Source organism: Bacillus sp. 005/A4HT-01/001, assembly GCF_004634445.1.
GTDB classification, from domain to species: Bacteria; Bacillota; Bacilli; order Bacillales; family Bacillaceae; genus Bacillus; species Bacillus altitudinis.
In genome coordinates, this window is the sequence record NZ_SEIZ01000002.1 from 715,183 (window position 1) to 740,362 (window position 25,180).

General features: G+C 40.9%; 28 protein-coding genes. 27 read left to right on the top strand and 1 reads right to left on the bottom strand.

All coding sequences use genetic code 11. The annotated features are described in order from the left end of the window. The first annotated feature begins 113 nt into the window (after positions 1-113). From ES896_RS09410 to ypjB, 25 genes are all read left to right on the top strand, one after another. Positions 114-881 (top strand): heptaprenyl diphosphate synthase component 1, encoded by a 768-nt coding sequence (locus tag ES896_RS09410; RefSeq protein ID WP_007500958.1) that lies wholly within the window; start codon positions 114-116, stop codon positions 879-881. A gap of 3 nt (positions 882-884) precedes the next feature. Further along, positions 885-1,589 carry a demethylmenaquinone methyltransferase gene (locus ES896_RS09415; RefSeq protein ID WP_007500957.1) on the top strand — a complete coding sequence of 235 codons (705 nt, stop codon included), beginning with the start codon at positions 885-887 and terminating at the stop codon, positions 1,587-1,589. 24 nt (positions 1,590-1,613) lie between these two features. After that, positions 1,614-2,576 carry a heptaprenyl diphosphate synthase component II gene (gene hepT, locus ES896_RS09420; protein ID WP_007500951.1) on the top strand — a complete coding sequence of 321 codons (963 nt, stop codon included), beginning with the start codon at positions 1,614-1,616 and terminating at the stop codon, positions 2,574-2,576. 129 nt (positions 2,577-2,705) lie between these two features. Beyond that, on the top strand, positions 2,706-3,152 hold the full coding sequence (gene ndk / locus ES896_RS09425) for a nucleoside-diphosphate kinase (RefSeq protein WP_135226730.1): 447 nt from the start codon (positions 2,706-2,708) through the stop codon (positions 3,150-3,152). A gap of 144 nt (positions 3,153-3,296) precedes the next feature. After that, entirely contained in the window at positions 3,297-4,073 is a 777-nt protein-coding gene (locus ES896_RS09430; RefSeq protein WP_008344547.1) for a CheR family methyltransferase, read from the top strand. A 76-nt stretch (positions 4,074-4,149) separates the two neighbouring features. Beyond that, on the top strand, positions 4,150-5,322 hold the full coding sequence (gene aroC / locus ES896_RS09435) for a chorismate synthase (protein ID WP_008344548.1): 1,173 nt from the start codon (positions 4,150-4,152) through the stop codon (positions 5,320-5,322). Next, entirely contained in the window at positions 5,322-6,413 is a 1,092-nt protein-coding gene (gene aroB, locus ES896_RS09440) for a 3-dehydroquinate synthase (protein WP_007500945.1), read from the top strand. The genes aroC and aroB overlap by 1 nt, the downstream gene beginning before the upstream one ends. After that, positions 6,410-6,793, top strand: a complete 384-nt coding sequence (gene aroH, locus ES896_RS09445) for a chorismate mutase (RefSeq protein WP_035702913.1) — start codon at positions 6,410-6,412, stop codon at positions 6,791-6,793. The genes aroB and aroH overlap by 4 nt, the downstream gene beginning before the upstream one ends. Positions 6,794-7,025: 232 nt before the next feature. Then, positions 7,026-8,573 (top strand): anthranilate synthase component I, encoded by a 1,548-nt coding sequence (gene trpE, locus ES896_RS09450; protein ID WP_017359756.1) that lies wholly within the window; start codon positions 7,026-7,028, stop codon positions 8,571-8,573. Further along, a complete protein-coding gene (trpD, locus tag ES896_RS09455) occupies positions 8,545-9,567 on the top strand; it encodes an anthranilate phosphoribosyltransferase (protein WP_025207548.1) in 1,023 nt (340 codons plus the stop codon). The genes trpE and trpD overlap by 29 nt, the downstream gene beginning before the upstream one ends. Continuing rightward, positions 9,560-10,312, top strand: coding sequence for an indole-3-glycerol phosphate synthase TrpC (gene trpC, locus ES896_RS09460; protein WP_008344552.1), 753 nt, complete (start codon positions 9,560-9,562; stop codon positions 10,310-10,312). The genes trpD and trpC overlap by 8 nt, the downstream gene beginning before the upstream one ends. After that, entirely contained in the window at positions 10,309-10,977 is a 669-nt protein-coding gene (locus ES896_RS09465) for a phosphoribosylanthranilate isomerase (RefSeq protein ID WP_135226731.1), read from the top strand. Before trpC ends, ES896_RS09465 begins: the two co-directional genes overlap by 4 nt. Continuing rightward, entirely contained in the window at positions 10,958-12,157 is a 1,200-nt protein-coding gene (gene trpB, locus ES896_RS09470; RefSeq protein ID WP_007500937.1) for a tryptophan synthase subunit beta, read from the top strand. Before ES896_RS09465 ends, trpB begins: the two co-directional genes overlap by 20 nt. Further along, positions 12,154-12,957, top strand: coding sequence for a tryptophan synthase subunit alpha (gene trpA / locus ES896_RS09475; protein WP_017359752.1), 804 nt, complete (start codon positions 12,154-12,156; stop codon positions 12,955-12,957). Before trpB ends, trpA begins: the two co-directional genes overlap by 4 nt. 11 nt (positions 12,958-12,968) lie before the next feature. Next, a complete protein-coding gene (hisC, locus tag ES896_RS09480) occupies positions 12,969-14,066 on the top strand; it encodes a histidinol-phosphate transaminase (RefSeq protein ID WP_007500922.1) in 1,098 nt (365 codons plus the stop codon). Positions 14,067-14,183: 117 nt separating this feature from the next. After that, on the top strand, positions 14,184-15,299 hold the full coding sequence (locus ES896_RS09485; protein ID WP_113747228.1) for a prephenate dehydrogenase: 1,116 nt from the start codon (positions 14,184-14,186) through the stop codon (positions 15,297-15,299). A gap of 10 nt (positions 15,300-15,309) precedes the next feature. Beyond that, on the top strand, positions 15,310-16,596 hold the full coding sequence (gene aroA / locus ES896_RS09490) for a 3-phosphoshikimate 1-carboxyvinyltransferase (RefSeq protein WP_048001885.1): 1,287 nt from the start codon (positions 15,310-15,312) through the stop codon (positions 16,594-16,596). Between the two features lie 289 nt (positions 16,597-16,885). Next, positions 16,886-18,157, top strand: a complete 1,272-nt coding sequence (locus ES896_RS09495) for a tetratricopeptide repeat protein (protein ID WP_065460635.1) — start codon at positions 16,886-16,888, stop codon at positions 18,155-18,157. Positions 18,158-18,232: 75 nt separating this feature from the next. Then, positions 18,233-18,772, top strand: a complete 540-nt coding sequence (locus tag ES896_RS09500) for a ReoY family proteolytic degradation factor (RefSeq protein ID WP_008344562.1) — start codon at positions 18,233-18,235, stop codon at positions 18,770-18,772. 61 nt (positions 18,773-18,833) lie between these two features. Continuing rightward, on the top strand, positions 18,834-19,280 hold the full coding sequence (locus ES896_RS09505) for a YpiF family protein (RefSeq protein ID WP_076822140.1): 447 nt from the start codon (positions 18,834-18,836) through the stop codon (positions 19,278-19,280). A 144-nt stretch (positions 19,281-19,424) separates the two neighbouring features. After that, complete coding sequence (locus ES896_RS09510) at positions 19,425-19,931, top strand: ubiquinol-cytochrome c reductase iron-sulfur subunit (protein WP_007500911.1); 507 nt, start codon at positions 19,425-19,427, stop codon at positions 19,929-19,931. Positions 19,932-19,933: 2 nt separating this feature from the next. Then, positions 19,934-20,608: a menaquinol-cytochrome c reductase cytochrome b subunit gene (qcrB, locus tag ES896_RS09515; protein ID WP_003215804.1), complete on the top strand. Its 675-nt coding sequence runs from the start codon at positions 19,934-19,936 to the stop codon at positions 20,606-20,608. Positions 20,609-20,649: 41 nt separating this feature from the next. After that, positions 20,650-21,417 (top strand): menaquinol-cytochrome c reductase cytochrome b/c subunit, encoded by a 768-nt coding sequence (locus ES896_RS09520; RefSeq protein WP_008344567.1) that lies wholly within the window; start codon positions 20,650-20,652, stop codon positions 21,415-21,417. Between the two features lie 102 nt (positions 21,418-21,519). Then, positions 21,520-22,113 (top strand): lipoprotein heptaprenylglyceryl N-acetyltransferase LhaT, encoded by a 594-nt coding sequence (gene lhaT / locus ES896_RS09525; RefSeq protein ID WP_135226732.1) that lies wholly within the window; start codon positions 21,520-21,522, stop codon positions 22,111-22,113. Positions 22,114-22,178: 65 nt separating this feature from the next. Further along, on the top strand, positions 22,179-22,985 hold the full coding sequence (ypjB, locus tag ES896_RS09530) for a sporulation protein YpjB (RefSeq protein ID WP_008344572.1): 807 nt from the start codon (positions 22,179-22,181) through the stop codon (positions 22,983-22,985). 31 nt (positions 22,986-23,016) lie between these two features. Here the strand turns inward: ypjB and ES896_RS09535 are convergent, their stop codons facing one another. Further along, positions 23,017-23,889, bottom strand: coding sequence for a YitT family protein (locus ES896_RS09535; protein WP_003215598.1), 873 nt, complete (start codon positions 23,887-23,889; stop codon positions 23,017-23,019). A 137-nt stretch (positions 23,890-24,026) separates the two neighbouring features. On the opposite strand from ES896_RS09535, the gene ES896_RS09540 reads away from it, so the two are divergent. Both ES896_RS09540 and dapB read left to right on the top strand, forming a co-directional pair. Then, positions 24,027-24,362: a nucleotide pyrophosphohydrolase gene (locus ES896_RS09540; RefSeq protein ID WP_008344575.1), complete on the top strand. Its 336-nt coding sequence runs from the start codon at positions 24,027-24,029 to the stop codon at positions 24,360-24,362. 5 nt (positions 24,363-24,367) lie between these two features. Beyond that, positions 24,368-25,171 carry a 4-hydroxy-tetrahydrodipicolinate reductase gene (gene dapB / locus ES896_RS09545; RefSeq protein WP_008344578.1) on the top strand — a complete coding sequence of 268 codons (804 nt, stop codon included), beginning with the start codon at positions 24,368-24,370 and terminating at the stop codon, positions 25,169-25,171. The last annotated feature ends 9 nt before the right edge of the window (positions 25,172-25,180 follow it).

The window sequence follows — 25,180 nt, forward strand, 5'->3', positions numbered from 1 at the left end:
CACGACTATGCACTTGATAGCATGAAAGTCAGGCCTGATATGGTATAATAAATCTCTATACAATCTAGAGAGCTACATATGAAACTGTAATTTTTGGGACAAGGGTGATATCTTTGCAAGACATCTACGGAATTTTATCTAATCTGAATATAAAATTAAACAAAAAGCTTTCTCATCCTTATTTGGCGAAGCATTTGCGTGCGCCGCTCATCGATGAAGATAAGCTCCTTCTTTTTCATGCAATGTTTGATGAAGCTCAAATCGATGCTGAGAAAAAAGAAAATTATATTTTAACGGCGATGCTTGTGCAAATTGCCCTTGATACCCATGACGAAGTCACAACTGCTGCAGCCATCAAACAAGACGAGTTCAAAAATCGTCAGTTGACCATCCTAGCAGGAGACTATTTCAGCGGTCTCTATTACTCTCTTCTCTCTGACATGAAAGATATTTACATGATCCGCACTCTCGCCACGGCGATCAAAGAGATTAATGAACATAAAATTAGACTATATGATCGATCCATTCAAGATGCAGCCCACTTTTATAAAAGTGTTGCTACAGTGGAATCTGCGCTATTCCAAAGAATTTCTGAGCACTTTCAATTGACGCATTGGAATGAAATTGCAAGTCGCTTCCTTGTTTATAAACGTTTTATGAAACAAGCAGAAGACGACAAACATTTAAAACTTTTTTTGAACGATAGCTATACGGACGCCTATACATGTTTTGACAACTTTGAGAATGAAGGCTATGAAAAGGCCAAACGATCAATCAAGGAGCATCTAGTTTCTTCTCCGATCGTTCAAAAAGAGCTATTAAATCGCTTGGATCATATGAAAAATGAACCTGCGTACCATCAGAAAGTGGAAGAAGGGTAAGTCATGCAGCAATCAAAAGAACAGCGAGTACACGGTGTATTTGAAAAAATTTATAAAAACTATGACCAAATGAACTCTGTCATTAGCTTTAAACAGCATAAAAAATGGCGCGATAAAACAATGAAGCTCATGAATGTTCAAAAAGGAGCCAAAGCACTAGATGTATGCTGCGGAACTGCCGATTGGACAATTGCGCTTGCAGACGCTGTTGGAGAAACAGGCGAGGTCAAAGGCCTTGACTTCAGTAAAAATATGCTGAGTGTTGGCGAAACAAAGGTGAAAACAGGCGGCTACAATCAAATTGAGCTGCTCCACGGCAACGCAATGGAGCTTCCTTTTGAGGACAACTCATTTGATTATGTCACAATCGGTTTTGGCCTTCGAAATGTCCCTGATTACTTAACAGTGCTAAAGGAAATGACACGAGTGGTAAAACCCGGTGGAATGGTTGTCTGCCTTGAAACATCACAGCCTGAGATGATTGGGTTTAAACAAGGGTATTATGTCTATTTCAAATACATCATGCCGCTCTTTGGCAAGCTGTTTGCCAAAAGCTATCAGGAGTATTCATGGCTTCAAGAATCAGCCAAAACGTTCCCTGGCATGAAAGAACTGGCGTCTCTTTTTGAAGAGGCCGGTCTATCTGATGTCTCGTATCATCCATTTACAGGCGGTGTAGCAGCAACACATATCGGAAAGAAGCTTTGAATAAACGATATTTGGGTGAAAATAATGAAACTAAAAGCAATGATTTCTTTTCTAAATCATGATATCGATATAATTGAAAAAGAGCTTGAACAAACCGTTCGCTCTGATTATGCATTATTAAGTGAAGCCGGTCTTCATTTGCTGCAAGCGGGCGGAAAACGAATCCGCCCCGTTTTTGTTCTCCTTTCAGGCATGTTTGGTGACTATGATATTAATAAAATTAAATATGTAGCCGTAGCGCTTGAATTAATTCATATGGCATCACTTGTCCATGACGATGTCATTGATGATGCAGAACTGAGAAGAGGAAAACCGACGATTAAAGCAAAATGGGACAACAGAATTGCGATGTACACGGGGGATTACTTATTTGCGAGGTCACTCGAGTACATGACGAAAATCAATCACCCAATGGCACATGAAATTTTGTCAAAAATGGTCGTCGAGCTCTGTCTTGGGGAAATAGAACAAGTCAAAGATAAATACAACATGGACCAAAACCTTCGTACATATTTAAGAAGAATTAAACGAAAAACAGCTTTGCTTATTGCAGGCAGCTGCCAATTAGGCGCGATTGCAGCTGGAACAGATGAAAAAACACATAAAGCCCTTTACTGGTTTGGGTACTATGTTGGTATGTCGTACCAAATCATTGATGATGTCCTTGATTTTACATCAACTGAAGAAGAATTAGGCAAGCCTGTTGGTGGGGACCTTTTACAAGGAAATGTCACTCTTCCTGTTTTATATGCGCTTCAGAACCCGACGTTAGAAGGTCAGTTGAAGCTGATCAATAGTGAAACGACGGAAAAGCAGCTGAAACCTGTGATTGAACATCTCAAACAAACAGATGCGATCGACCGTTCCATTCGAGTGAGTGAAATGTATTTGAAAAAAGCATTTGAACAGCTCGATCAACTTCCGCGTGGGCGGGCTAAATCTTCATTAGCGTCGATTGCAAAATATATTGGTAAACGAAAATTCTGATCAACGTTTCGTTGATTGGTTTTTTTGTGAAATTTTTTGTCAAAAATTGATTATTATAAAAAAAAATGATACGATCACTTTGTAACAATGTAAGCCTATACATACATAACGACGGGGTGGAAAACGTATATGGACAAAACATTTCTTATGGTCAAACCTGATGGTGTGGAAAGACAATTAATCGGTGAAATTGTGTCAAGATTCGAAAAAAAGGGGCTTCATCTTGTTGGAGCAAAGCTCATGAGCATTCCAAAAGAAGTAGCAGAAACACATTACGGAGAGCATAAAGAAAAACCATTTTTCGGTGAATTGGTTGACTTTATTACGTCAGGACCTGTATTTGCGATGGTATGGCAAGGTGAACAAGTCGTAGACGTAACAAGGCAGATAATTGGAAAGACAAATCCGAAGGAAGCGCTTCCGGGAACAATAAGAGGCGACTATGGATTAACTGTTGGCAAAAACATTATCCATGGCTCAGACTCACCAGAAAGTGCCGAAAGAGAAATCAACCTGTTCTTCAAACAAGAAGAACTGACAAACTGGGATCAAACGATCTCAAGCTGGATTTATTAATGTTCAAGCCAAAGTGTTCATCAAACGATCACTTTGGCTTTTTTATATTGAGATTTCTATACGAATTTTCGCATGAGATGATACAAATTTATGATAAAAACAGCTATACTAGGACAAAGATAGATGAGACAGGAGAGGACATTGATGGATCAGTATCAAGTATTTGTTGGAAAATGGAAAAAACTAACTGGGGTAGATCTGAATTTATATAAAGAAGCACAAATGAAACGAAGATTAACATCTCTTTATGATAAAAAAGGATATAAAGATTTTGAGGCATTTGCGTCTGCTCTTGAAAAGGACAAAGCACTATTAGATGAAACGATGGATCGAATGACGATCAATGTGTCAGAATTTTACCGAAACTATCAGCGCTGGGAAGTACTTGATCAAAAAATCCTGCCGCTGCTTTCAAAAAACAGCGGCACCCTAAAAATATGGAGTGCAGCTTGCTCAACTGGAGAAGAGCCGTATACACTCTCAATGCTGCTATCAAGCCATCCGCTTGTGAAAGACTTCCAAATTATTGCAACGGATATTGATGATAAAGTCCTGCAATCCGCGCAAAAAGGAAGATATCATGAACGATCTTTGCAAGAGGTGCCAGATCAAATCAAGCAAAAATATTTCACCAAAGAAGATTCTTCATTTTACACGGTGAAGGATGAGATTCGAAAGCACATTCAATTTAAGAAACACAACCTTTTAGCAGATCCATATGAAAAACAGCTGGATCTCATCGTGTGCAGAAATGTCCTCATCTACTTTACAGAAGAGGCGAAAGAAGAAATTTACTTAAAAATGAGCAGCAGTTTAAAGCAAAACGGCGTATTATTTGTTGGTTCTACAGAACAAATTTTTCACCCAGAAAAGTTTGGATTAACCTCTGCTGATACTTTCTTTTATCAAAAGAAGGGGTAGTAGCTGACTTTTTAGTAGGAAGTGTGTTATCATAGTTTTACTTAAAAGCGTTAATGCGATGAAGGGAGAATAAGTCATGAGGTACTTAACAGCAGGTGAATCACATGGTCCACAACTGACCACAATTATTGAAGGAGTTCCAGCGGGACTTTACATAGAGCAGGATGACATCAATTATGAACTGGCTAGAAGACAAAAAGGTCATGGCCGCGGAAGAAGAATGCAGATTGAAAAAGACCAAGCGAAAGTGTTAAGTGGTGTCCGCCACGGGAAAACATTAGGTTCTCCTATTGCACTTGTTGTTGAAAATAATGATTGGAAGCACTGGACAAAGGTCATGGGTGCAGAGCCGATTACTGAAGAAGAAGAGAGTGAAATGAAGCGTCAAATCTCTCGTCCAAGACCAGGGCATGCGGATTTAAATGGTGCGATTAAATATGGTCACCGTGATATGAGAAACGTATTAGAGCGCTCATCAGCACGCGAGACAACGGTTCGTGTAGCAGCAGGTGCAGTAGCGAAACAAATTTTGGCTCACCTTGGAATCAAAGTGGCTGGTCACGTCCTTGAAATTGGTGGAGTAAAAGCTTCCCATACCGCTTATGAATCTATTGAAGATTTGCAAAAAGTAACAGAAGAATCACCTGTTCGCTGCTATGACAGTGAAGCTGGTCAAAAAATGATGGATGCCATTGACGAAGCGAAGCAAAACGGCGATTCAATTGGTGGTATTGTCGAAGTCATCGTTGAAGGGATGCCAGTTGGGGTCGGCAGCTATGTGCACTATGACCGCAAACTGGATAGCAAGCTTGCAGGCGCAGTACTGAGTATCAACGCTTTTAAAGGGGTTGAATTCGGTATTGGCTTTGAGGCGGCTTCTAAAAATGGCAGTGAAGTTCATGATGAAATCATCTGGGATGAAGAAAAAGGCTATACGAGAAAAACAAACCGTTTAGGTGGTCTTGAAGGCGGAATGTCAACTGGCATGCCAATCGTCGTAAGAGGGGTTATGAAACCAATCCCAACCTTATACAAACCATTGCAAAGCGTGGATATTGAAACAAAAGAACCTTTCTCTGCAAGTATTGAGCGTTCTGACAGCTGTGCTGTTCCAGCCGCAAGTGTTGTAGCAGAAGCAGTCGTTGCATGGGAAATCGCCAATGCAGTGGTTGAGCAGTTTGGTCTTGATCAAATTGACCGCATTAAAGAAAATGTGGACAAAATGCGCCAGCTTCAGAGGGAGTTTTAATGAAAACACTGGAAGTGAAGACGTCTTCAGCCACTTATCCTGTATATATCGGTGATGGGATTAGACAAAATATCGTAGACTTGATTACTTCCACTGGGCGATCCTACACGAAGCTCTTTATAGTGACAGATTCAGCCGTCGATGCCCTTTATGGAGATGAAATGGTTCAATTACTTAAACAGAAATGGTCTGTACAAAAAGTAGTGGTGCCAAACGGAGAACAATCAAAATCTTTTGCGCAGTTTGAGCAGATTCATACGAAAGCCATCCAATTTCAACTCGACCGCTCCTCATGTATCATTGCATTAGGCGGCGGGGTGATTGGAGACTTGGCTGGCTTTGCTGCTGCCACTTATATGAGAGGCATTGATTTTATTCAAGTACCGACCACGCTGCTTGCACATGATAGTGCAGTCGGCGGAAAAACCGGAATCAATCATCCGCTCGGCAAAAATTTAATTGGTGCGTTTCATCAACCGGCTGCTGTCATCTATGATACAAGTATGCTAGAGACACTCTCACCAATAGAGCTGAGATCAGGCTTTGCAGAAGTGATAAAACATGCACTGATTTCAAGTGAAGTCTTTTTATCAGAACTGATGTCCATTCGTTCGTTGACAGAATTATCAAAGGATGAACTGGCACATATGCTTTATCAAGGGATTCAAGTGAAAGCATCCATTGTTCAAGAAGATGAAAAAGAACAAGGTGTGCGGGCATACTTGAATTTAGGTCATACACTAGGGCATGCCATTGAAGCGGAGTATGGATACGGTGCGATCACGCATGGAGACGCCATTGCAATTGGCATGCAGTTTGCTTTATATGTCAGTGAAAAAGAGCAAGGACTCAGCCTAGATCGTGAGAAACTTAAAGTGTGGATGAAAGAACTAGGGTTCCCAGTACAAGTCACACAAACGATTTCAACCAAAACATTTGTCGATCGCATGATTGGTGATAAGAAGGCAAGAGGCGGGAGTGTTCAGTTTGTTTTGCTAAAACAAGTTGGAGACGTCACCCTGCAATCTTTCACAAAAGATGAGCTGTATCACTGGCTCGAAGAATGGAAACGGGAGGAGGGCTGTCTATGATGTTTCGCGGGATACGCGGGGCTACAACTGTGACAGAAGATACTGAAACAGAAGTGTTAACCAAAACGAAGCAGCTGCTAGAAGCGATCATTTCAAAAAACCAAGTAGATCCAGAGCGTGTCGTGCAGATCTTGATTTCAGCTACACAAGATATTCACTCCGTTTTTCCAGCAAAAGTACTCAGGCAGTTTGAAGGATGGACCTATGTGCCTGTCACTTGTATGCAAGAGCTTGACATTGATGGAGGTCTAAAGAAGTGCATTCGCGTTTTAATGACCGTTCAGACAGATGTCAAGCAGGAAGACATACAGCACGTATACTTGGAAGAGGCTGTCACGCTTCGGCCTGATTTACAGTTGACAAAAAACAAGGAATTATAATACGATATGAACAGCCGAAGTTTACACACAGGTGTGAACGGCATTGCAAGCTTAGAGAAGATGAGAATGAGACTAGGGTAGTTGAGATGAGTAGAGTTGAGCAGAGATACGATACTTCTATTTAATCATACTGCCTAAAAGAGCGAAGCCTCTTTTAGGCTTATTTCGTATACTCAAACAAATCCTCAAGATGTCCCCTCATTCTCCTTAATTCCATTTAAGGAGTGTGCTTATGAAATCCCAATCAAACCTTACCCAATTTTTAAGAGACAGCCAGTTTTACAAAACCATCCCGATTGTTGAAACCATTACAGTTGATACGCTCTCACCCATTCAAATTGTTGAGAAACTGAAACAGGATATTGTGTATTTGCTAGAAAGCAAAGACGAATCTTCTAGCTGGTCGAGATATTCCTTTATCGGATTACATCCTTTTTTAACATTACATGACGAGCAAGACCATTATATTGCTCGTGACGCTGCAGGAAAGTCAGTGATGCAAAAAGCGGAGCTGAAAGAGTTGCTTGACTGGATGAAAGAGCAATATCAAATCAAGACACCTGAAATTGATATCCCATTTACTGGCGGAGCCGTAGGGTACTTAAGTTACGACCTCATTCCCAACATTGAGCCGTCTGTCAAGCCGCATCCGAATGCATCAACAACAGATAATTGCACATTATTTGTTTGCCAAACAATGATCGCATTTGATCATGAAACAAACCAAGTTCATTTTATTCAGTACACGCAGCTGAACGGTCATGAAACAGACGAAGAAAAAATTCTGGTTTATCGAGAAAATCAAAAGCAGCTTGAACTGATGGTACAGCAGCTTCATACAAAAATTGATATGAAAGAACTGATTATCTCAGGGAATATGAATGAACCCCCTTCGTTTGAACAGGTGACGTCTACCTATGAAAAAGCAAAATTTTTAAAGGATGTCGAAAAAATCAAGGAGTATATTCGAGCGGGTGATATCTTCCAGGGTGTACTTTCTCAGCGTTTTGACATTCCAGTGACAGTGAGCTCATTTGAATTATATCGTGTGCTTCGGATCGTCAATCCATCACCGTATATGTATTTTATGAAATTAAAAGATCGAGACTTAGTGGGAAGCTCGCCAGAACGATTAATCCATGCGAAAAACGGTCACTTAGAAATCCATCCAATTGCTGGTACAAGAAAACGAGGAATGACAAAAGAAGAAGATGATGCACTAGCAAGAGAGTTGCTCGATGATGAAAAAGAAAAAGCAGAACATTACATGCTAGTGGATCTGGCTCGAAATGATGTGGGGCGTGTGGCAGAGTATGGCAGTGTGTCTGTCCCAACTTTTACAAAAGTCGTGAACTTTTCGCACGTCATGCACATTATTTCTATTGTGACAGGGAAGCTGAAGCAGGATACACATCCAGTAGATGCACTTATGTCCGCTTTTCCAGCAGGCACATTGACAGGCGCCCCAAAAATTAGGGCGATGCAATTATTAAACGAAATGGAGCCTGAGCCAAGAGAGACGTATGGCGGCTGTATTGCCTATATTGGTTTCGACGGCAATATCGATTCCTGTATTACCATTCGCACAATGAGCGTCAAACATCAGACTGCTTCAATACAAGCAGGTGCCGGCATTGTCGCTGATTCCGTTCCAGAAAACGAATGGGAAGAGACATGTAATAAGGCAGGAGCACTTCTAAAAGCCATTCAGCTTGCTGAACATATTTTCTCAGAAAAGGAGAGTGTGCCAAATGAATCAACGACTATCAGCTCTTGTTAATGGAGGAAAACTATCAGAAGAAGAAGCGAATGGCCTGATGCATGATATGATGAGCGGCTCGTTAACAGATGCTGAAGTCGCTGCTAGTCTATCTATTTTAGCGCATCGAGGAGAAACCGCCGAAGAAATGACAGGCTTCGTGAAAGCCATGAGGCAGCATGCAGCACCAGTGGAAAGGTCACTTGATGTCGTTGATACGTGCGGGACAGGAGGCGACGGTTTATCAACATTTAATATATCAACAGCCGCTGCCATCGTTGCTTCGGCTGCTGGGGCGAAAATCGCCAAGCACGGAAATCGTTCCGTCTCCTCTAAAAGCGGGAGTGCTGACGTGCTAGAATGTCTTGGTATTCAAATTCAATCCACACCTGAAGAAACAAGACGGCAAATACAGCAGAAAAACATGGGCTTTTTATTTGCACCGCTCTATCATTCTTCTATGAAACAAGTAGCCGCCGTACGCAAGCAGCTCGGATTTCGGACGGTATTTAACTTATTAGGACCGCTTTGCCATCCGATGCAGGCCAAAAAGCAAATCATTGGTGTGTATGCAAAGGAAAAGGCAAAGCTCATGGCGAAAGCTCTTGCTCCTTTAGAGCCAGAACATGTCCTGTTTGTTTGCGGAGATGATGGGCTGGATGAATTAACCATTACAGCAAATTCATACATCATTGAACTCAAAAAAGGTGTCATGACAGAATATACGTTAAACCCAGAAGACTTCGGACTTGAAAAAGGGCATTTATCAGACATTCAGGTCCAATCACCAGAAGAAAGTGCCAAATTGATTCAGAATATATTGAATTATCAAGCGGATGGAGCGCCGCTTCATATTACAGCGCTTAATGCTGGGGCTGCATTATATGTGGCAGGAAAAGCAGAGAGTCTGATGGCAGGCACAATGAAAGCATTAGAAACGATCAAAAACGGATCAGCTAAAGAACAATTAGCCCGTCTAAAACAAAAAACGAAAGAGGAAGAGATCTATGCTTAATCAAATTATCGCCCGTAAAAAAGAACATGTGAAAACCTTGCAATTACCTGAGGATGGACATTATGAAAGACGATCATTTAAAGAATCCCTTATGAATCCTCACCGCTCGATTGGACTGATTGCTGAGGTGAAAAAAGCGTCTCCTTCCAAAGGAATCATTCAACCTCATTTTGATCCTTTACAGACAGCAACAGCATACGAGGCATCGAATGCAGATTGTTTATCTGTCTTAACGGATGAACCGTTTTTCCAAGGGAAAAACGAATATTTGTCTCTTATTAAAGAACACATCACACGTCCTATTTTAAGAAAAGATTTCATTATTGACTCTATACAAGTAGAGGAATCGAAACGGATAGGGGCAGATGCCATTTTATTAATTGGAGAGGTGCTTGAGCCGCAAAAGCTGTATGAGCTCTATACAGAAGCGAAAGAAAAAGGACTGGATGTCCTCGTTGAAGTACATGCAGCACATACACTAGAAAAGATCTTACACCTATTCACTCCTGAGATCATCGGTGTGAACAACCGGAATCTCAATACGTTTACAACAACAGTTGAACAAACAAAAGAGATCGCGCCACTTGTTCCAAAAGACGTATTACTAGTAAGTGAAAGCGGCATAAAGACATTTGATGATCTGACCTTTGTGAAACAGCATGGAGCAAACGCCGTTCTTGTTGGTGAATCTTTAATGAGGGAACAATCACAGGAGAAAGCCGTTCAGGCATTGTTCGGAGAATGAATAGGATGAAACCTTATTTAAAATATTGCGGGGCTGTCTCACAAGAGGATGTCGCATGCATCTCGCAATCACAAGCGGATGCCATCGGTTTTATTTTTGCCCCGAGTAAAAGACGAGTTCATCCAGATCAAGTGAAACACTGGCTGTCACAAGTAAAATGCAAAAAAGAGATAGTGGGCGTATTTGTGAATGAAAAAACACCAAAAGTGTGCGAGATCACAAACAACCTCCCCTTAGATATTGTGCAGCTTCATGGTGATGAGACGCCAGAAGATGCAAGCGACATCAAACAACAAACGAAGGCTCTCGTTTGGAAAGTGTTCCATCACGAACCCGATGTAAACGACACACTTGAACATATGACGGCATTTGCTCCAAGTGTCGACGGTTTTCTCATTGATGCGAAAGTAAAAGGAATGAGAGGCGGTTCTGGAACAGCTTTTGCATGGGAGGCGGTGCCTTCATATGTTCAGCATGCAAAACAACTGGGAAAAACTTGCGCCATTGCTGGCGGGATCACGCCAGACACCATAATAGATCTGCTTGCTTTTGGTCCAGACGTCATAGACCTTTCAAGCGGTATAGAAGAAAACGGGAAGAAAAGCAGTACAAAGATGAAAGCGCTCGAAGAAAGGATGTTGAACCATGTACGCATATCCAAATGAGATTGGCAGATATGGAGAATTTGGAGGGAAATTCGTTCCTGAAACGCTCATGCAGCCACTAGAAGAGATCGAACAAGCTTTTCGTGAATTAAAAGAAGACCCTGCTTTTCAAAAGGAATATATATCGCTTTTGAAAAACTATTCAGGCAGACCAACCGCACTCACATATGCTGATCAATTATCGGCATATCTCGGCGGTGCTAAAATCTATTTAAAAAGAGAAGATTTAAACCATACAGGCGCTCATAAAATTAACAATGCGCTTGGGCAGGCACTGCTAGCGAAAAAAATGGGGAAATCAAATATTATCGCCGAAACAGGAGCAGGTCAGCACGGTGTAGCTGCTGCAACAGTGGCGGCAAAATTCGGTTTATCCTGCACTGTATTTATGGGAAAAGAAGATGTGGAAAGACAATCACTCAATGTGTTCCGAATGAAACTACTCGGCGCTGAAGTCATACCTGTTACTAGCGGGAACGGAACATTAAAGGATGCAACCAATGAAGCCATCCGCTATTGGGTCCAGCATTGCAGTGACCACTTTTATATGATTGGCTCAGTCGTTGGACCTCATCCGTATCCTCAAATCGTCAGTGAATTTCAGCGGATGATCGGAGATGAGGCAAAAGCACAGATACTTGAAAAGGAAGGGCAGCTTCCTCATAAAGTCGTTGCCTGTGTTGGCGGCGGAAGCAATGCGATAGGAATGTACCGGGCGTTCTTAGATGAAGAGGTCGATATCATTGGTGTAGAAGCTGCTGGGAAAGGAATCGACACTCCGCTTCATGCAGCAACCATCACGAAAGGGACAAAAGGTGTCATACATGGATCTTTGACATACTTGATCCAAGACGAATTTGGTCAAATTATTGAGCCTTATTCGATTTCAGCTGGATTAGACTATCCGGGGATCGGACCAGAGCATGCGTATTTGCATGCGAGCGGCCGGGTTCAATATGTGAGTGCGACAGATCAAGAAGCACTAGATGCGTTAAAGCTGCTCACAGAAAAAGAAGGAATTCTGCCAGCGATCGAATCTGCACATGCTTTAGCAAAAGCGTTTGAGATGAGCCAGAACATGAGTGAAGACGACATTGTTCTTGTCTGTTTGTCAGGCAGAGGAGATAAGGACGTGCATACATTAATGAATGTGCTTGAAAGTGAGGGTGAAACAAAATGATCACATTTCAATTAGAGCAAGGTCAGAAATTATTTATTCCATTTATTACAGCGGGTGATCCATCAGAAGAGATCACCATTGATTTAGCCCTCGCGCTTCAAGCAGCAGGGGCACATGCGATTGAACTAGGTGTTCCGTATTCCGATCCGTTAGCGGACGGCCCCGTCATTCAAAGAGCTTCTAAAAGAGCACTTCATCATGGTATGAATATCGTAAAAGCGATAGAATTAGCAGGAAAGATGAAAAAAAACGGCGTAAAAATTCCTGTAATTCTATTTACGTATTATAATCCTGTGTTACAATTAGACACAGAATACTTTTTCGCTTTACTGCGCAAAAATCATATTTCGGGACTCTTAACACCCGACTTGCCTTTTGAAGAGAGCAGCGAGCTACAGAAGAACTGTCAAGCACACGACATTTCATATATATCACTCGTTGCACCAACAAGCAAGGAACGATTAGAAAAAATTGTAGAGCAGGCAGAAGGTTTTGTGTATTGTGTTTCATCTCTCGGCGTCACAGGTGTCAGACAATCTTTCGACGCATCGATTACAGATTTTATTCAACAAGTGAAACAGTTGAGTCAAATACCAGTTGCTGTAGGTTTTGGTATTTCAACAAGAGAACAAGTAGACTCAATGAATAAAATGAGTGATGGTGTCGTTGTCGGCAGTGCGCTTGTCAAAAAAATTGAAGAGCTTCAAGAACAATTAGTAGCAAGTGATACACGCCAAGAGGCTTTAAGAGAATTTGAAACATATGCAAAAACATTTAGTCCCCTCTATTCATTCAAATGAGGTGAAACATTTTGCAAATCAAAGATCAATTAAAACAGCTAAAACCGTATCAACCTGGGAAACCAATTGAAGAGGTCAAAAAAGAATATCAATTAGACAAAATTGTGAAATTGGCTTCAAATGAAAACCCTTTTGGATGTTCCACACATGCAAGAGAGGCTATACAAGCTGAACTTGAACATTTAGCGATTTATCCAGACGGATACAGCGCAAGTTTAAGAACGGAACTGGCTGAGTTTCTTCAAGTAAATGAAAAACAATTAATATTCGGGAATGGCTCAGATGAACTTGTGCAAATTATTGCTAGGGCATTCCTTGATCAACATACAAATACGGTGATCCCATCTCCGTCATTCCCGCAATACCGTCACAATGCAGTGATTGAGCATGCAGAGATTAGAGAAGTACCACTTCTAAATGGTGGAGCTCATGATCTAAAGGGAATGCTGGATGCGATGGATGACAACACAAAAGTCGTTTGGGTGTGTAACCCGAACAATCCGACAGGAAATCATTTGTCAGAATCTGAGCTCGTATCGTTCTTAGATCAAGTGCCTGCTCATGTGCTTGTCGTTCTAGATGAAGCATATTTTGAATATGTCCGCGCAGAAGACTTTCCGAACAGTTTATCTCTATTAAAAGCCTATCAAAATGTCATTGTATTGCGCACGTTCTCTAAAGCATATGGACTTGCGGCACTTCGAGTAGGTTATGGGGTTGCCTCAGAGGAGTTGATTACCGCCATTGAACCTGCGAGAGAGCCATTTAATACAAGTCGTATCGCTCAGGCAGCTGCACGTGCAGCCATTAAAGATCAAGACTTCATTCAATCGTGCAGACAAAAAAATGAAGCAGGTCTCAAGCAATATCAAGAATTTGCGGAACGTTTTGGACTATTTATCTATCCATCTCAAACAAACTTTGTGCTGATTGACTTTAAAAGAGATGCAGATGAGCTGTTCAATGCACTTTTGAAAAAGGGCTATATCGTTCGATCTGGTAAAGCTCTCGGATTCCCAACTTCTTTACGTATTACTGTTGGAACAAAGGAGCAAAATGAAGAAATCTTAACTACACTTGCCGATTTATTACAAGGCATCCGTGCGTAGCATAACAATGAAGTCATATCCTGTTTATGGGATATGGCTTTCGTTGTAACTCATCCAATATACATATAAGCTATTGAAACAGCTTGTTTAATTTTCGCGAAAAATCAGGTGATGAACATGAATGAAGCAAACGAAACCATATTAATCGCTGGACTTGGTTTAATTGGTGGTTCTATTGCACTGTCGATTAAAAAAGAATTTCCACATAAAAAAATTGTAGGCTATGATGTCTCTAAAGAACAAATGATTGCTGCAACAAAATTAGGGATCATCGACGCGACTGCCGAGTCCTTTATAGAAGGCTTGAATGAAGCAGCAACGATTATTTTGGCAACGCCAGTACAACAAACCGTCAAAATGTTAAGTGATATTGCAGCATCTGGAATTGAAAGAGAGCTCACGATTACGGATGTAGGGAGCACAAAGCAAAAGGTCGTTCATTTTGCTGAAAAAACGTTGCCTGATCATTACCAATTTATTGGTGGGCATCCAATGGCAGGGTCTCATAAATCAGGTGTCATTGCAGCGAAAGACTTTTTATTTGAAAATGCATTCTACATTTTAACGCCAGCAAAAGTAACAAGTCGTCAGGCTGTTGACCGTTTGAAGGATCTGCTGAAGGGAACCAATGCTCATTTCATTGAAATGACACCCGAAGAACATGATGCTGTGACAAGTGTGATTAGTCACTTTCCACACATCGTCGCTGCCAGTCTTGTGCATCAAGCGCATCATTTTGAAGAAGAATTTCCTCTTGTAAAACGGTTTGCTGCAGGAGGCTTTCGAGATATTACCCGTATTGCATCAAGTAATCCTGCAATGTGGCGCGATATCCTTTTGCATAATAAAAACAAGATTTTAGACCGATTTCATGAATGGAAAAAAGAGATTGACCGCATTGAATCCTTTGTGCAACAAGAAGATGCTGAGGGGTTATTCTCTTATTTCCAAGAGGCCAAGGAATATCGCGACGGCCTGCCTCTGAGGAAAAAAGGAGCTATCCCTGCTTTTTATGATCTTTATGTCGATGTGCCGGATCATCCTGGTGTTATTTCGGAAATTACAGGATATCTAGCAAATGAAAACATTAGTATTACAAATATCCGTATTATTGAAACGCGAGAAGACATTAACGGGATTTTACGCATCAGTTTTCAAACAGATGACGATCGAAAGCGGGCAGAACTCTGTATAAAAAATAGAGCAAATTACGATACATTTTATGCTGATTGAGGTGAGGAACATGAAAATTCATAAAAGTGCTCCTATGAATGGAGAAATTCATATTCCAGGAGATAAATCCATTTCTCATAGATCTGTGATGTTTGGCGCTATTGCTGACGGGACTACAGTAGTAAAAAACTTTCTACCTGGCGCTGATTGTTTAAGCACGATTGATTGTTTTAGAAAGATGGGTGTCGACATCGAACAAAAAGGTACAGATGTTGTCATTCATGGTAAGGGACTAAAAGGACTTAAAGAGCCAAGCGATATTCTCGATGTTGGTAACTCTGGCACGACTATTCGTTTAATGATGGGAATCTTGGCTGGCTGTGAGTTCCACAGTACGCTGATCGGAGACGAAAGTATTGCCAAAAGACCGATGAAACGGGTAACAGGTCCGCTAAGACAATTGGGAGCCAAGATAGATGGCAGAGCAAATGGCGAGTATACACCACTTTCTATACGTGGGGGTAATTTAAAAGCTATCTCTTATGAGTCTCCAGTTGCCAGTGCCCAGATTAAATCGGCTGTCCTTTTAGCTGGACTGCAGGCAGAAGGAACAACGACGTTAACTGAACCGCATAAATCAAGAGACCATACCGAAAGAATGTTATCAATGTTTGGTGTCTCGCTACATGAAGATGCACAAAGTGTTGCAATTGAAGGTGGACAAACGTTAAAAGCAACAGATGTATTTGTCCCTGGAGATATTTCTTCAGCTGCATTTTTCTTAGTGGCTGGATCTATCGTTCCAAACAGCCGGATTGTATTGAGAAATGTCGGTTTGAACAAAACGAGAACTGGTATTATAGATGTGCTGAAACAAATGGGTGCAGACCTCGACATTCAAGAAGTGGATGCTAAAGGCGGAGAACCGTACGGTGATTTAACGATCTCTACCTCTTCATTAAAAGGGATCGACATTTCAGGTGATATGATCTCTAGACTCATCGACGAAATTCCTATTATTGCGCTCCTAGCTACTCAAGCAGAAGGAACAACGATCATTAAAGATGCCGCTGAATTAAAAGTGAAAGAAACCAATCGTATTGATACAGTCGTTTCAGAACTTAAAAAACTAGGTGCTCATATTGAAGCAACAGATGATGGAATGAAGATTCATGGTAAAACGAGCCTTAAAGGCGGCGCAGTCGTCTCAAGCTACGGAGATCATCGAATTGGTATGATGTTAGGAATTGCGGCATGTATAACAGAGCAAGCAATCGAGATTGAAGATACAGATGCAGTACGTGTATCTTACCCAAATTTCTTTGAACACATTGAATACTTAACGCAAACAGTCTGAGGATTTCCTCAGGCTTTTTCTTTCCTTTTGCATATTTGAAAGAACTATAGCATAGCTTGTCTCAAGGTGAAACCTTGAAAAAGAGCATTTTGCTGATTCAAAAACAATTTTTTAGCGTATTCGGTTTACAAATCGTCAGTTTAGTAAAGTAATGATTGAAAAAGAGTCTTCAAAACACAAAAATGGCCTCATGTTAAAAGAGCAACATATTTGCTGGATATGCAGCTGTCGATTATGATATGAAGTAACAACAGTCTAGGTTTTTGGAAACAGAAAGGAACGGTTTGATTTGAATAGTTCATTACAAGAAGCCATAAAATTAGTTGAGGCGGGTGAGACTGAAAAGGGACTCAAAACACTTGCTCAAGCAGAGAAGCATCTTCATGATGAAGAAAAAGCGCAGGCAGCTCAGTTATATTATGACTGGGGAGATATTGATAAAGCACGGAATCTCATTAGTGATTTACATGATTTATATCCAGAAGAAACAGGATTAACCTGTTTTTATGCAGAGCTGTTAATAGACTCTGATGAAGAAGAGAAGGCAATAGCAGTTCTTGAAACGATTCCTGAAGATGACGATGCGTATCCAGAGAGTTTATTGTTAATGGCAGATTTGTATCAAATGCAAGGACTATTTGAAGTAAGTGAACAAAAGCTTTTAAAAGCGAAAGAGTTACTACCTCATGAAGCCGTCATTGATTTTGCTTTAGGGGAATTGTATTTTTCTCAAGGTCTTTCAAAGAAAGCAGCCGACTATTTCTACAAAGTGGCCGATCAACAAAATGAAATTGGCGGTGTCAATGTATATCAGCGGCTCGCTGAATCATTAAGCACAGCTGGAGAATTTGAAGATGCCCTTGAATGGTATGAAAAGGCTGTAAAGGATCAAGTGGATCCAAATACACTTTTTGGCTACGGATTTACAGCGATGAGGGCTGGCAGAACGAAAACGGCTATTCAGCAGCTTTCTGAACTAAAAGATATTGATCCTTCGTATTCGTCACTTTATATGCCTTTAGCCAAAAGCTATGAGGAAGAAGGACTATATCATGAAGCTTTAGAGATAGTAAAAGAAGGAATTAAAGTGGATGAGTATAACAAAGAGTTATATTTATATGGGGCAAAGATTGATTTGAAAAATGGCCATTCGGAAGATGCGAAAAAATTGCTTCAAGAAGCACTTGCTCTTGATCCAGGATATATTGAAGCGGTTCAAACGCTGCTTGCGATCTATTTAAATGAAGAGCTGTTTGATGAAATTCTGGATGTGATTAAAGAGGTTAAAAGCTTTGGGGAAGAAGATCCAAAATGGAATTGGTATGCTGCTTCTGCTTCTGTCGGACGAGAAGAATACGATGAAGCCGCTGAGTATTTCAAACTTGCTCTGCCTGATTTTGATGAGGAACGTGACTTTTTATATGAATATGCTTCGTTCCTTTTAGAAGAAGGCAGACAAAAAGAAGCCTTGCCGTTATTACGAAAAGTTCTTCAGAAAGATGGCACGAATGAAGAAATTGAAGAAACGATTTTAAGAATTGAAGACGAAATTTCCTTATAGTTTGCAGGAATGAAGAACTGGTTTGTTGAATAATTCATGTATAGCAATTTAATTTACGATAGAGGAGGGAATAACATGCAGACCCCTGTTTCTGTCAATGAAAAGAAGGAATTTATCCGGTGGTTCTTAAACCATTATCAGTTAAAGCGAAGAGAGTGTGTTTGGATATTAAATTATTTAATGAGTCACGACTCTTTGATGGAAAAGGTTCATTTTGTAGAGCAAGCAGAATTTTGCCCAAGGGGAATTATTATGTCAACACACTGTGTGGATGAAGTTCCCTTTAGATTTTATAAAGAAAATATCATGACGACAGATGCAGAAAAATCATTTCATGATATTCGTTTGAATAAACAGCAAGATTTGTTTATTCAATTGAATTTCCGATCTGCATATCGTTCGCCGGAATATGCCGCTGTACTTGAAACAAATCCTCATATTCCTAAAGATCTTTATGAAAATGAAAAAGATAAAGATCTTGCTGAGAAAGTGCTAGAGCATTCTATCGCTACTTTCCAAAAAGAACGGCTGATGAAAGAAATCGATGAAGCGCTTGACCGTCATGATCAAGAAACATTTAATAAGTTAGCAAAAGAATTAAGCCTATTATCATAAACCAAGCCAATAAGCCTTGCCCTATACAGGCAGGGCTTATGTGATGAAAGAGGGGAACTAGATGAAATTTCAGGCGGAGGACGCGGATCTCTTTTTACAATCTAAAGATTACATTGATACCGCTATCATTCCATTAGTTGGGATAGATGCAAGCCATATCAAACAAACCGTGTCTTTAGGTGAGTTTACAATGCTTGTGGCAGAGGATCTTGAAAGGCAACTGAAAGGCAGAGTGTTTCTTTTTCCTCCACATACATATTTAGAAGTAAATAGTCGTAAGCAAGAAGACATACTTGCAGTAAAACAATCATTGCAAGAACATTTTCAGCATGTTGTGTTTATCACATCTGATAACAAATGGAAAGAACAGCTAGAAGTGAGCGAATCGGCATTTATATTGCAGTCTGTTCCGCTTGAGCATTTAAAGGTCAATTTAAAGCAAAAAGTTATTCAAGACAGTGTAGAACAAATTTTGAACTTTTTGTTACAAAAATGGAACCCTTCATAAAAACCCTTACATTTGCATTGTACATAGCTTTTTAGGCTGTTGACCTTGTGAATAGATTGATATATTATGAGGGTGTCCTAGTTTTATGAAATTTTTTCTAATTCAGTTATAAAGTAGCTGTCGACCTGAGGGGGGGAGAAAAAAATGAGCGAGAAGAGACATGGAGTGTCCAGGCGTCAATTTTTGAATTACACGTTGACCGGCGTGGGGGGATTTATGGCCGCTGGAATGCTCATGCCTATGGTTCGCTTTGCGCTTGACCCTGTGCTAAAAGGAACAGAGGATCAGGATATGGTTCAAGTTGTCAGTGTAGATGAACTGACAAAAGAACCGAAGCGCTTTGACTTTAAAATTGATCAAGTAGATGCATGGTATGAGTCAAAGGAATCTAGGTCTGCATGGGTGTACAAAGAAGGGGATGAAATTGTCGCTTTATCGCCAATCTGTAAACATTTGGGATGTACAGTGAACTGGAACAGTGATCCGAAAAATCCAAACAAATTTTTCTGCCCATGCCATTATGGGCTGTACGACAAGGATGGTACAAACGTACCCGGAACTCCACCGCTTGCACCGCTTGATCATTATAAGCAGCAAGTGAAGGACGGATACCTCTATCTTGGAAAAGCTGTGCCGAAAGGGGAAGGGTAACGATGCTTAACAAGATTTACGATTGGGTAGATGAGCGGCTGGACATCACACCGATATGGAGAGACATTGCGGATCATGAAGTGCCTGAGCACGTCAATCCAGCACATCATTTCTCTGCTTTTGTGTATTGTTTTGGCGGTTTAACGTTTTTTGTGACGGTCATTCAAGTCCTTTCGGGCATGTTTTTAACGATGTATTATGTACCGGATATTAAAAACGCATGGGAATCTGTCTATTATTTGCAAAATGAAGTGGCATTCGGACAGATTGTAAGAGGGATGCACCACTGGGGTGCGAGTCTAGTCATTGTTATGATGTTTTTACATACGCTGAGGGTCTTTTTCCAAGGGGCGTATAAAAAGCCTAGAGAGCTAAACTGGATTGTCGGTGTGCTCATTTTCTTTGTGATGCTTGGACTTGGTTTTACAGGATATCTTTTACCGTGGGATATGAAGGCGCTATTTGCGACGAAGGTTGGTCTTCAAATTGCAGAGGCGACACCTTTCATTGGGAAAGAGATTAAAACGCTGCTTGCAGGTCATCCTGACATTGTAGGTGCACAAACGCTGACGAGATTTTTCGCTATCCATGTCTTTTTCTTGCCAGCGGCATTATTTGGGCTGATGGCTGCCCACTTTATTATGATTCGTAAGCAAGGAATTTCTGGACCGCTGTAAAATTTTGCGTTTGATGAATGTTCAATGAGGAGGGGATGACTTTGCATAGGGGAAAAGGGATGAAGTTTGTCGGAGATTCCAGAATACCGGCAGAAAGAAAACCTAACATACCTAAAGACTATTCCGAATATCCGGGAAAAACCGAAGCCTTTTGGCCGAACTTTCTTTTAAAGGAATGGCTTGTAGGTGCTGTTTTTTTAATTGGATTTCTTGTCCTAACTGTTGTTCATGCACCTCCGCTTGAGCGGATGGCTGATCCGACAGATACGGGCTATATTCCGCTGCCAGACTGGTATTTCCTATTTTTATACCAGTTGTTAAAATATGAGTTTGCTGCAGGGAGCTATACGGTAGTTGGCGCAATGATTATGCCTGGAATTGCGTTTGGTGCTCTTTTACTCGCGCCATTTCTTGATTCTGGTCCTGAACGTAGGCCATATCGAAGACCAATTGCAGTTGGAATGATGATTCTTGCAGTTGGTGCAGCAACCTATTTAACATGGGAGTCTGTTGCTACTCATGACTGGGAAGCAGCTGCGAAGCAAGGTGAAATCAAGAAAGAAGCAGAGATTGATACCTCAGCTGAAGAGTATAAAATCTATCAAGAGCAGACATGTATCTCCTGTCACGGAGATAATATGCAAGGCGGGGCAGCTGGACCGTCACTTGTTGACAATGGCTTAGCACCAGAGGAAATTGCGAAAATCGCTGTAGAAGGAAAAGGCAACATGCCTAAGGGCATTTTTAAAGGCAGCGATGAAGAACTTGAAAAGCTCTCGAAATATTTATCTGAGGTCAAATCTAAATAATTCAGTTGTTTAAATGCAAGTACAAGGATATACTCAAAAGGAGAAAAAAGCTGGCGCTGTCAGCTTTTTTCTGATTTTAACAGATCGTGAGTGAAGAGAAATATGAGATGGATTCAATATCTGCTAGCCACACGCTACATGCTTGTGCTCGTGCTCATTGTCAACTTTCTTGGCACTGCGTACGGCTACTACTGGTATATTCCGCAGCTCGTTGAGACGCCGGCTGTCTTTTTACCTTTTGTACCGGACAGTCCGACGGCAAGCTTTTTCTTTTTATTTGTATTACTAGCCTTTCTAATGAAACGCCATGCTCCTTATTTTGAAGCACTGGCCCTTGTCACCTTGATCAAATATGGATTATGGGCTGTAGGGATGAATCTTTTCGTGCTCGTTTCTGTTGATGATTTTCCGTGGGAAGGATATATGCTAATTGGTTCGCACTTTGCGATGGCGGTACAGGCTGTGTTATTTGCGCCGTATTATCGTTTTCACATGCGTCATTTGGTTGTAGCAGGCATATGGATTTTACATAATGATGTGATTGATTATGTGTTTGGAATGATGCCGCGTTATTCTATGCTTTCTGCCTATTCAAATGAGATCGGCTACGTGACGTTTTGGTTAAGTATTGCCGTTCTTCTTGTTTCGTATTATCTTGTCCTCTCGAAAAAATCGGTCAAGCTTAAACTCCCTTAACAATGTTGGTCTAACCTTGTCCTTTTCTTCATACGCTGTATGGAGAAAGGCTAGGAGGGACTTGCATGAAACGAAAGTCAATCGCGATGATTCTATTATTATTTCTCGTCTTGCATCCAGCTGCTGCAAAAGGTGAGGAAACAACAGCTGCTAAAGCGCTGCAAGAATTAACGGAACTATCAGATTCAATCTTTCAATTAACGAGACAAGCTAAATATGATGAGGCATTACAAGTCGCATTGTATGCTGAAAAGACATTTAAAGCTGAGAATTGGCGTGGAACTCTGACGAATACGCAGGTTCGGCAAATTACACTTGGCTATCAAGATATCATTAAAGGACTCCCGCAGGAAGACTTAAATGAGCGCGAAAAACTTCGGTATGCCTCTCAGTTTAGAATGCTTCTCGATGCGATACAATCAAATTCAGAACCTCTTTGGGGATCTCTCGAGAAGCCGATTATGGGGTCTTTTCCGACATTAAAGAAAGAAGTAAAAGATCCAGAATCGACGACGTTCTATGAAACTTGGAATGAGCTGGTTTCATTGTATGATATGATTTATCCGAGTTTAACCATTGATATCTCGCCTGAAAAGCTGCAGACGATTAAGCAGCACATGGAAGTAATTGAACAAGGTGAATTTTTAAAAGCATCGAGTGGGACAAAGCTTGAGCGTCTCACGAAACTTGAAGAAGATTTATCAAGTGTGTTTGCGAACGTTGATCAAGATGAAGCGGATCCATCGCTTTTATGGGTCATCTTAACAACAGGAAGTATGATTTTACTCACTCTAACGTATGTTGGGTTTAGGAAATACCGTGCTGAAAAAGAAAAAAAGCAAAAGCGACAAGCCGATTATCCAAAATCATAAAAAAAGAAGCACCGTTATCGGGCTTCTTTTTTTAGTGGGGATTGAGCGGCTTTTTATGTTCATCTAATGTGAAGCCTTCACCAAGTACGTCATGCACGTCACTCACTGATACAAAGGCATGAGGATCGACGGAAGTTACGACGCTCTTGAGGTGGACAAGCTCATTTTTTGGAACGACGCAGTAAAGCACGTTGCGTTCCTGTTTCGTATAGGAGCCGACACCCTTTAAAATGGTCACTCCGCGCTCCATTTCCTCTGTGATTTTCTTTTGAATGATGTCATCCTTTTCAGAAATAATCATCGCTCCTTTGGCAGCGTAAGCGCCTTCTTGCATGAAGTCGATGACTTTTGCAGCAACAAATACAGCAACAAGTGTATACATGGCTTCTTTGTAATTTAAATAGGTGAGAGAGATGGTAATGACGCATGCGTCGAAGATAAACATCGTTCTTCCCATTGCGACTTGATAATGTTTGTTGATCAGTCTTGCAATAATGTCCACGCCGCCTGTTGTCCCGCCGAATTTAAAGATGATTCCGAGGCCTGTTCCGATAAACACACCTGCAAAGAGTGCGGCTAAGGCTAAATCGTGCTGAAGAGGCATATGTATTTGAAAGCGCTGGAAGATGGCTAGAAAGACAGAAAGACTGACGGTTCCGACAATTGTATATGTAAACATGGTTCTGCCAAGCATTTTCCAGCCGATAAAAAAGATCGGAATGTTTAACACAAGGTTTGAAATAGATGGGTCAATGTGAAATAGAAAATATAAAAGCAGTGTGATACCTGTAAATCCGCCTTCCGCCAAGTTGTTCTGCATATTAAAATGAACAAGGCCGAAAGAAAAAATCGCAGATCCTATTAAAATAAATACGATATTTTTAAGACGAATTTCTTTTAGCAAAAGATCACTCCTTTTTTTGCTTAGACAGCGATAATATTATATGGTATGGAAGAGAAACAAGCAAACTGAGTTTTAAACATTTGTCAAATATTTATGATTTCGCTAACATGTAAGAGATGGATAGGAGGATGAGCTTCATGACGAATGAAAAAACGCTGCGTCACGTGCAGCAAGAAGTAGATGATTACATAGGACAATTTAAAGAAGGCTATTTCAGCCCGCTTGCCATGATGGCCCGTCTGACAGAAGAATTAGGTGAACTGGCAAGAGAGGTTAACCATTACTATGGAGAAAAGCCGAAAAAAACAACTGAAACAGAAAAAAGCATGGAAGAAGAAATTGGCGATGTGCTGTTTGTGTTAACATGCCTTGCCAATTCACTCAATATATCACTTGAAGAAGCCCATGATCGTGTGATGCATAAATTCAATACAAGAGACAAAGACCGCTGGACGAAAAAAGAAGGGAAGTAGAGAAGATGACGAATCAAACCATCAAAGTCGTAATCGCTGGAGCAAGAGGAAGAATGGGGATAGAGGCTGTCAAGCTGGCAGAAGAAACAAGCCATTTTGAACTGGTAGCAGCACTTGATCACACACATGAGGGGAAAAAGCTATCTGATGTGCTTCATACAACATCTGATGCGCCCATTTATACGGATATTGACGTGTGTCTTTCAGAAACAGCACCGGATGTATTAATTGATTTGACGACCCCAGAAATCGGGAAAGTACATACAAGAAAAGCCCTTGAACATGGCGTACGTCCAGTTGTAGGCACAACAGGTTTTTCAGAAGACGACCTAAAAGAACTTCAGCAATTAACAGAAGAAAAAGGGATAGGCTGTATTATTGCGCCTAACTTTGCTGTTGGTGCTGTTTTAATGATGAAGTTTGCCAAAATGGCAGCAAATTATTTTCCTGATGTTGAAATCATTGAGCTTCATCATGATAAAAAATTGGACGCTCCGAGCGGTACAGGACTAAAAACAGCTGAAATGATCGCAGAAGTAAGAGAAAGTAAAAAGCAGGGGCACCCTGAAGAAAAAGAACTAATCGAAGGTGCACGAGGAGCAGATTATGATGGCATCCGCCTTCACAGCGTAAGACTTCCAGGCATGATTGCACATCAAGAAGTGCTGTTTGGAATGGACGGACAGACGCTCACGATCCGTCATGATTCTTATAACCGTGCATCCTTTATGTCAGGTGTGAAGCTTTCTGTTGAACAGGTGATGCATATTGATCAACTCGTCTATGGCTTAGAAAATATTATCGACTAATAAGGAGTG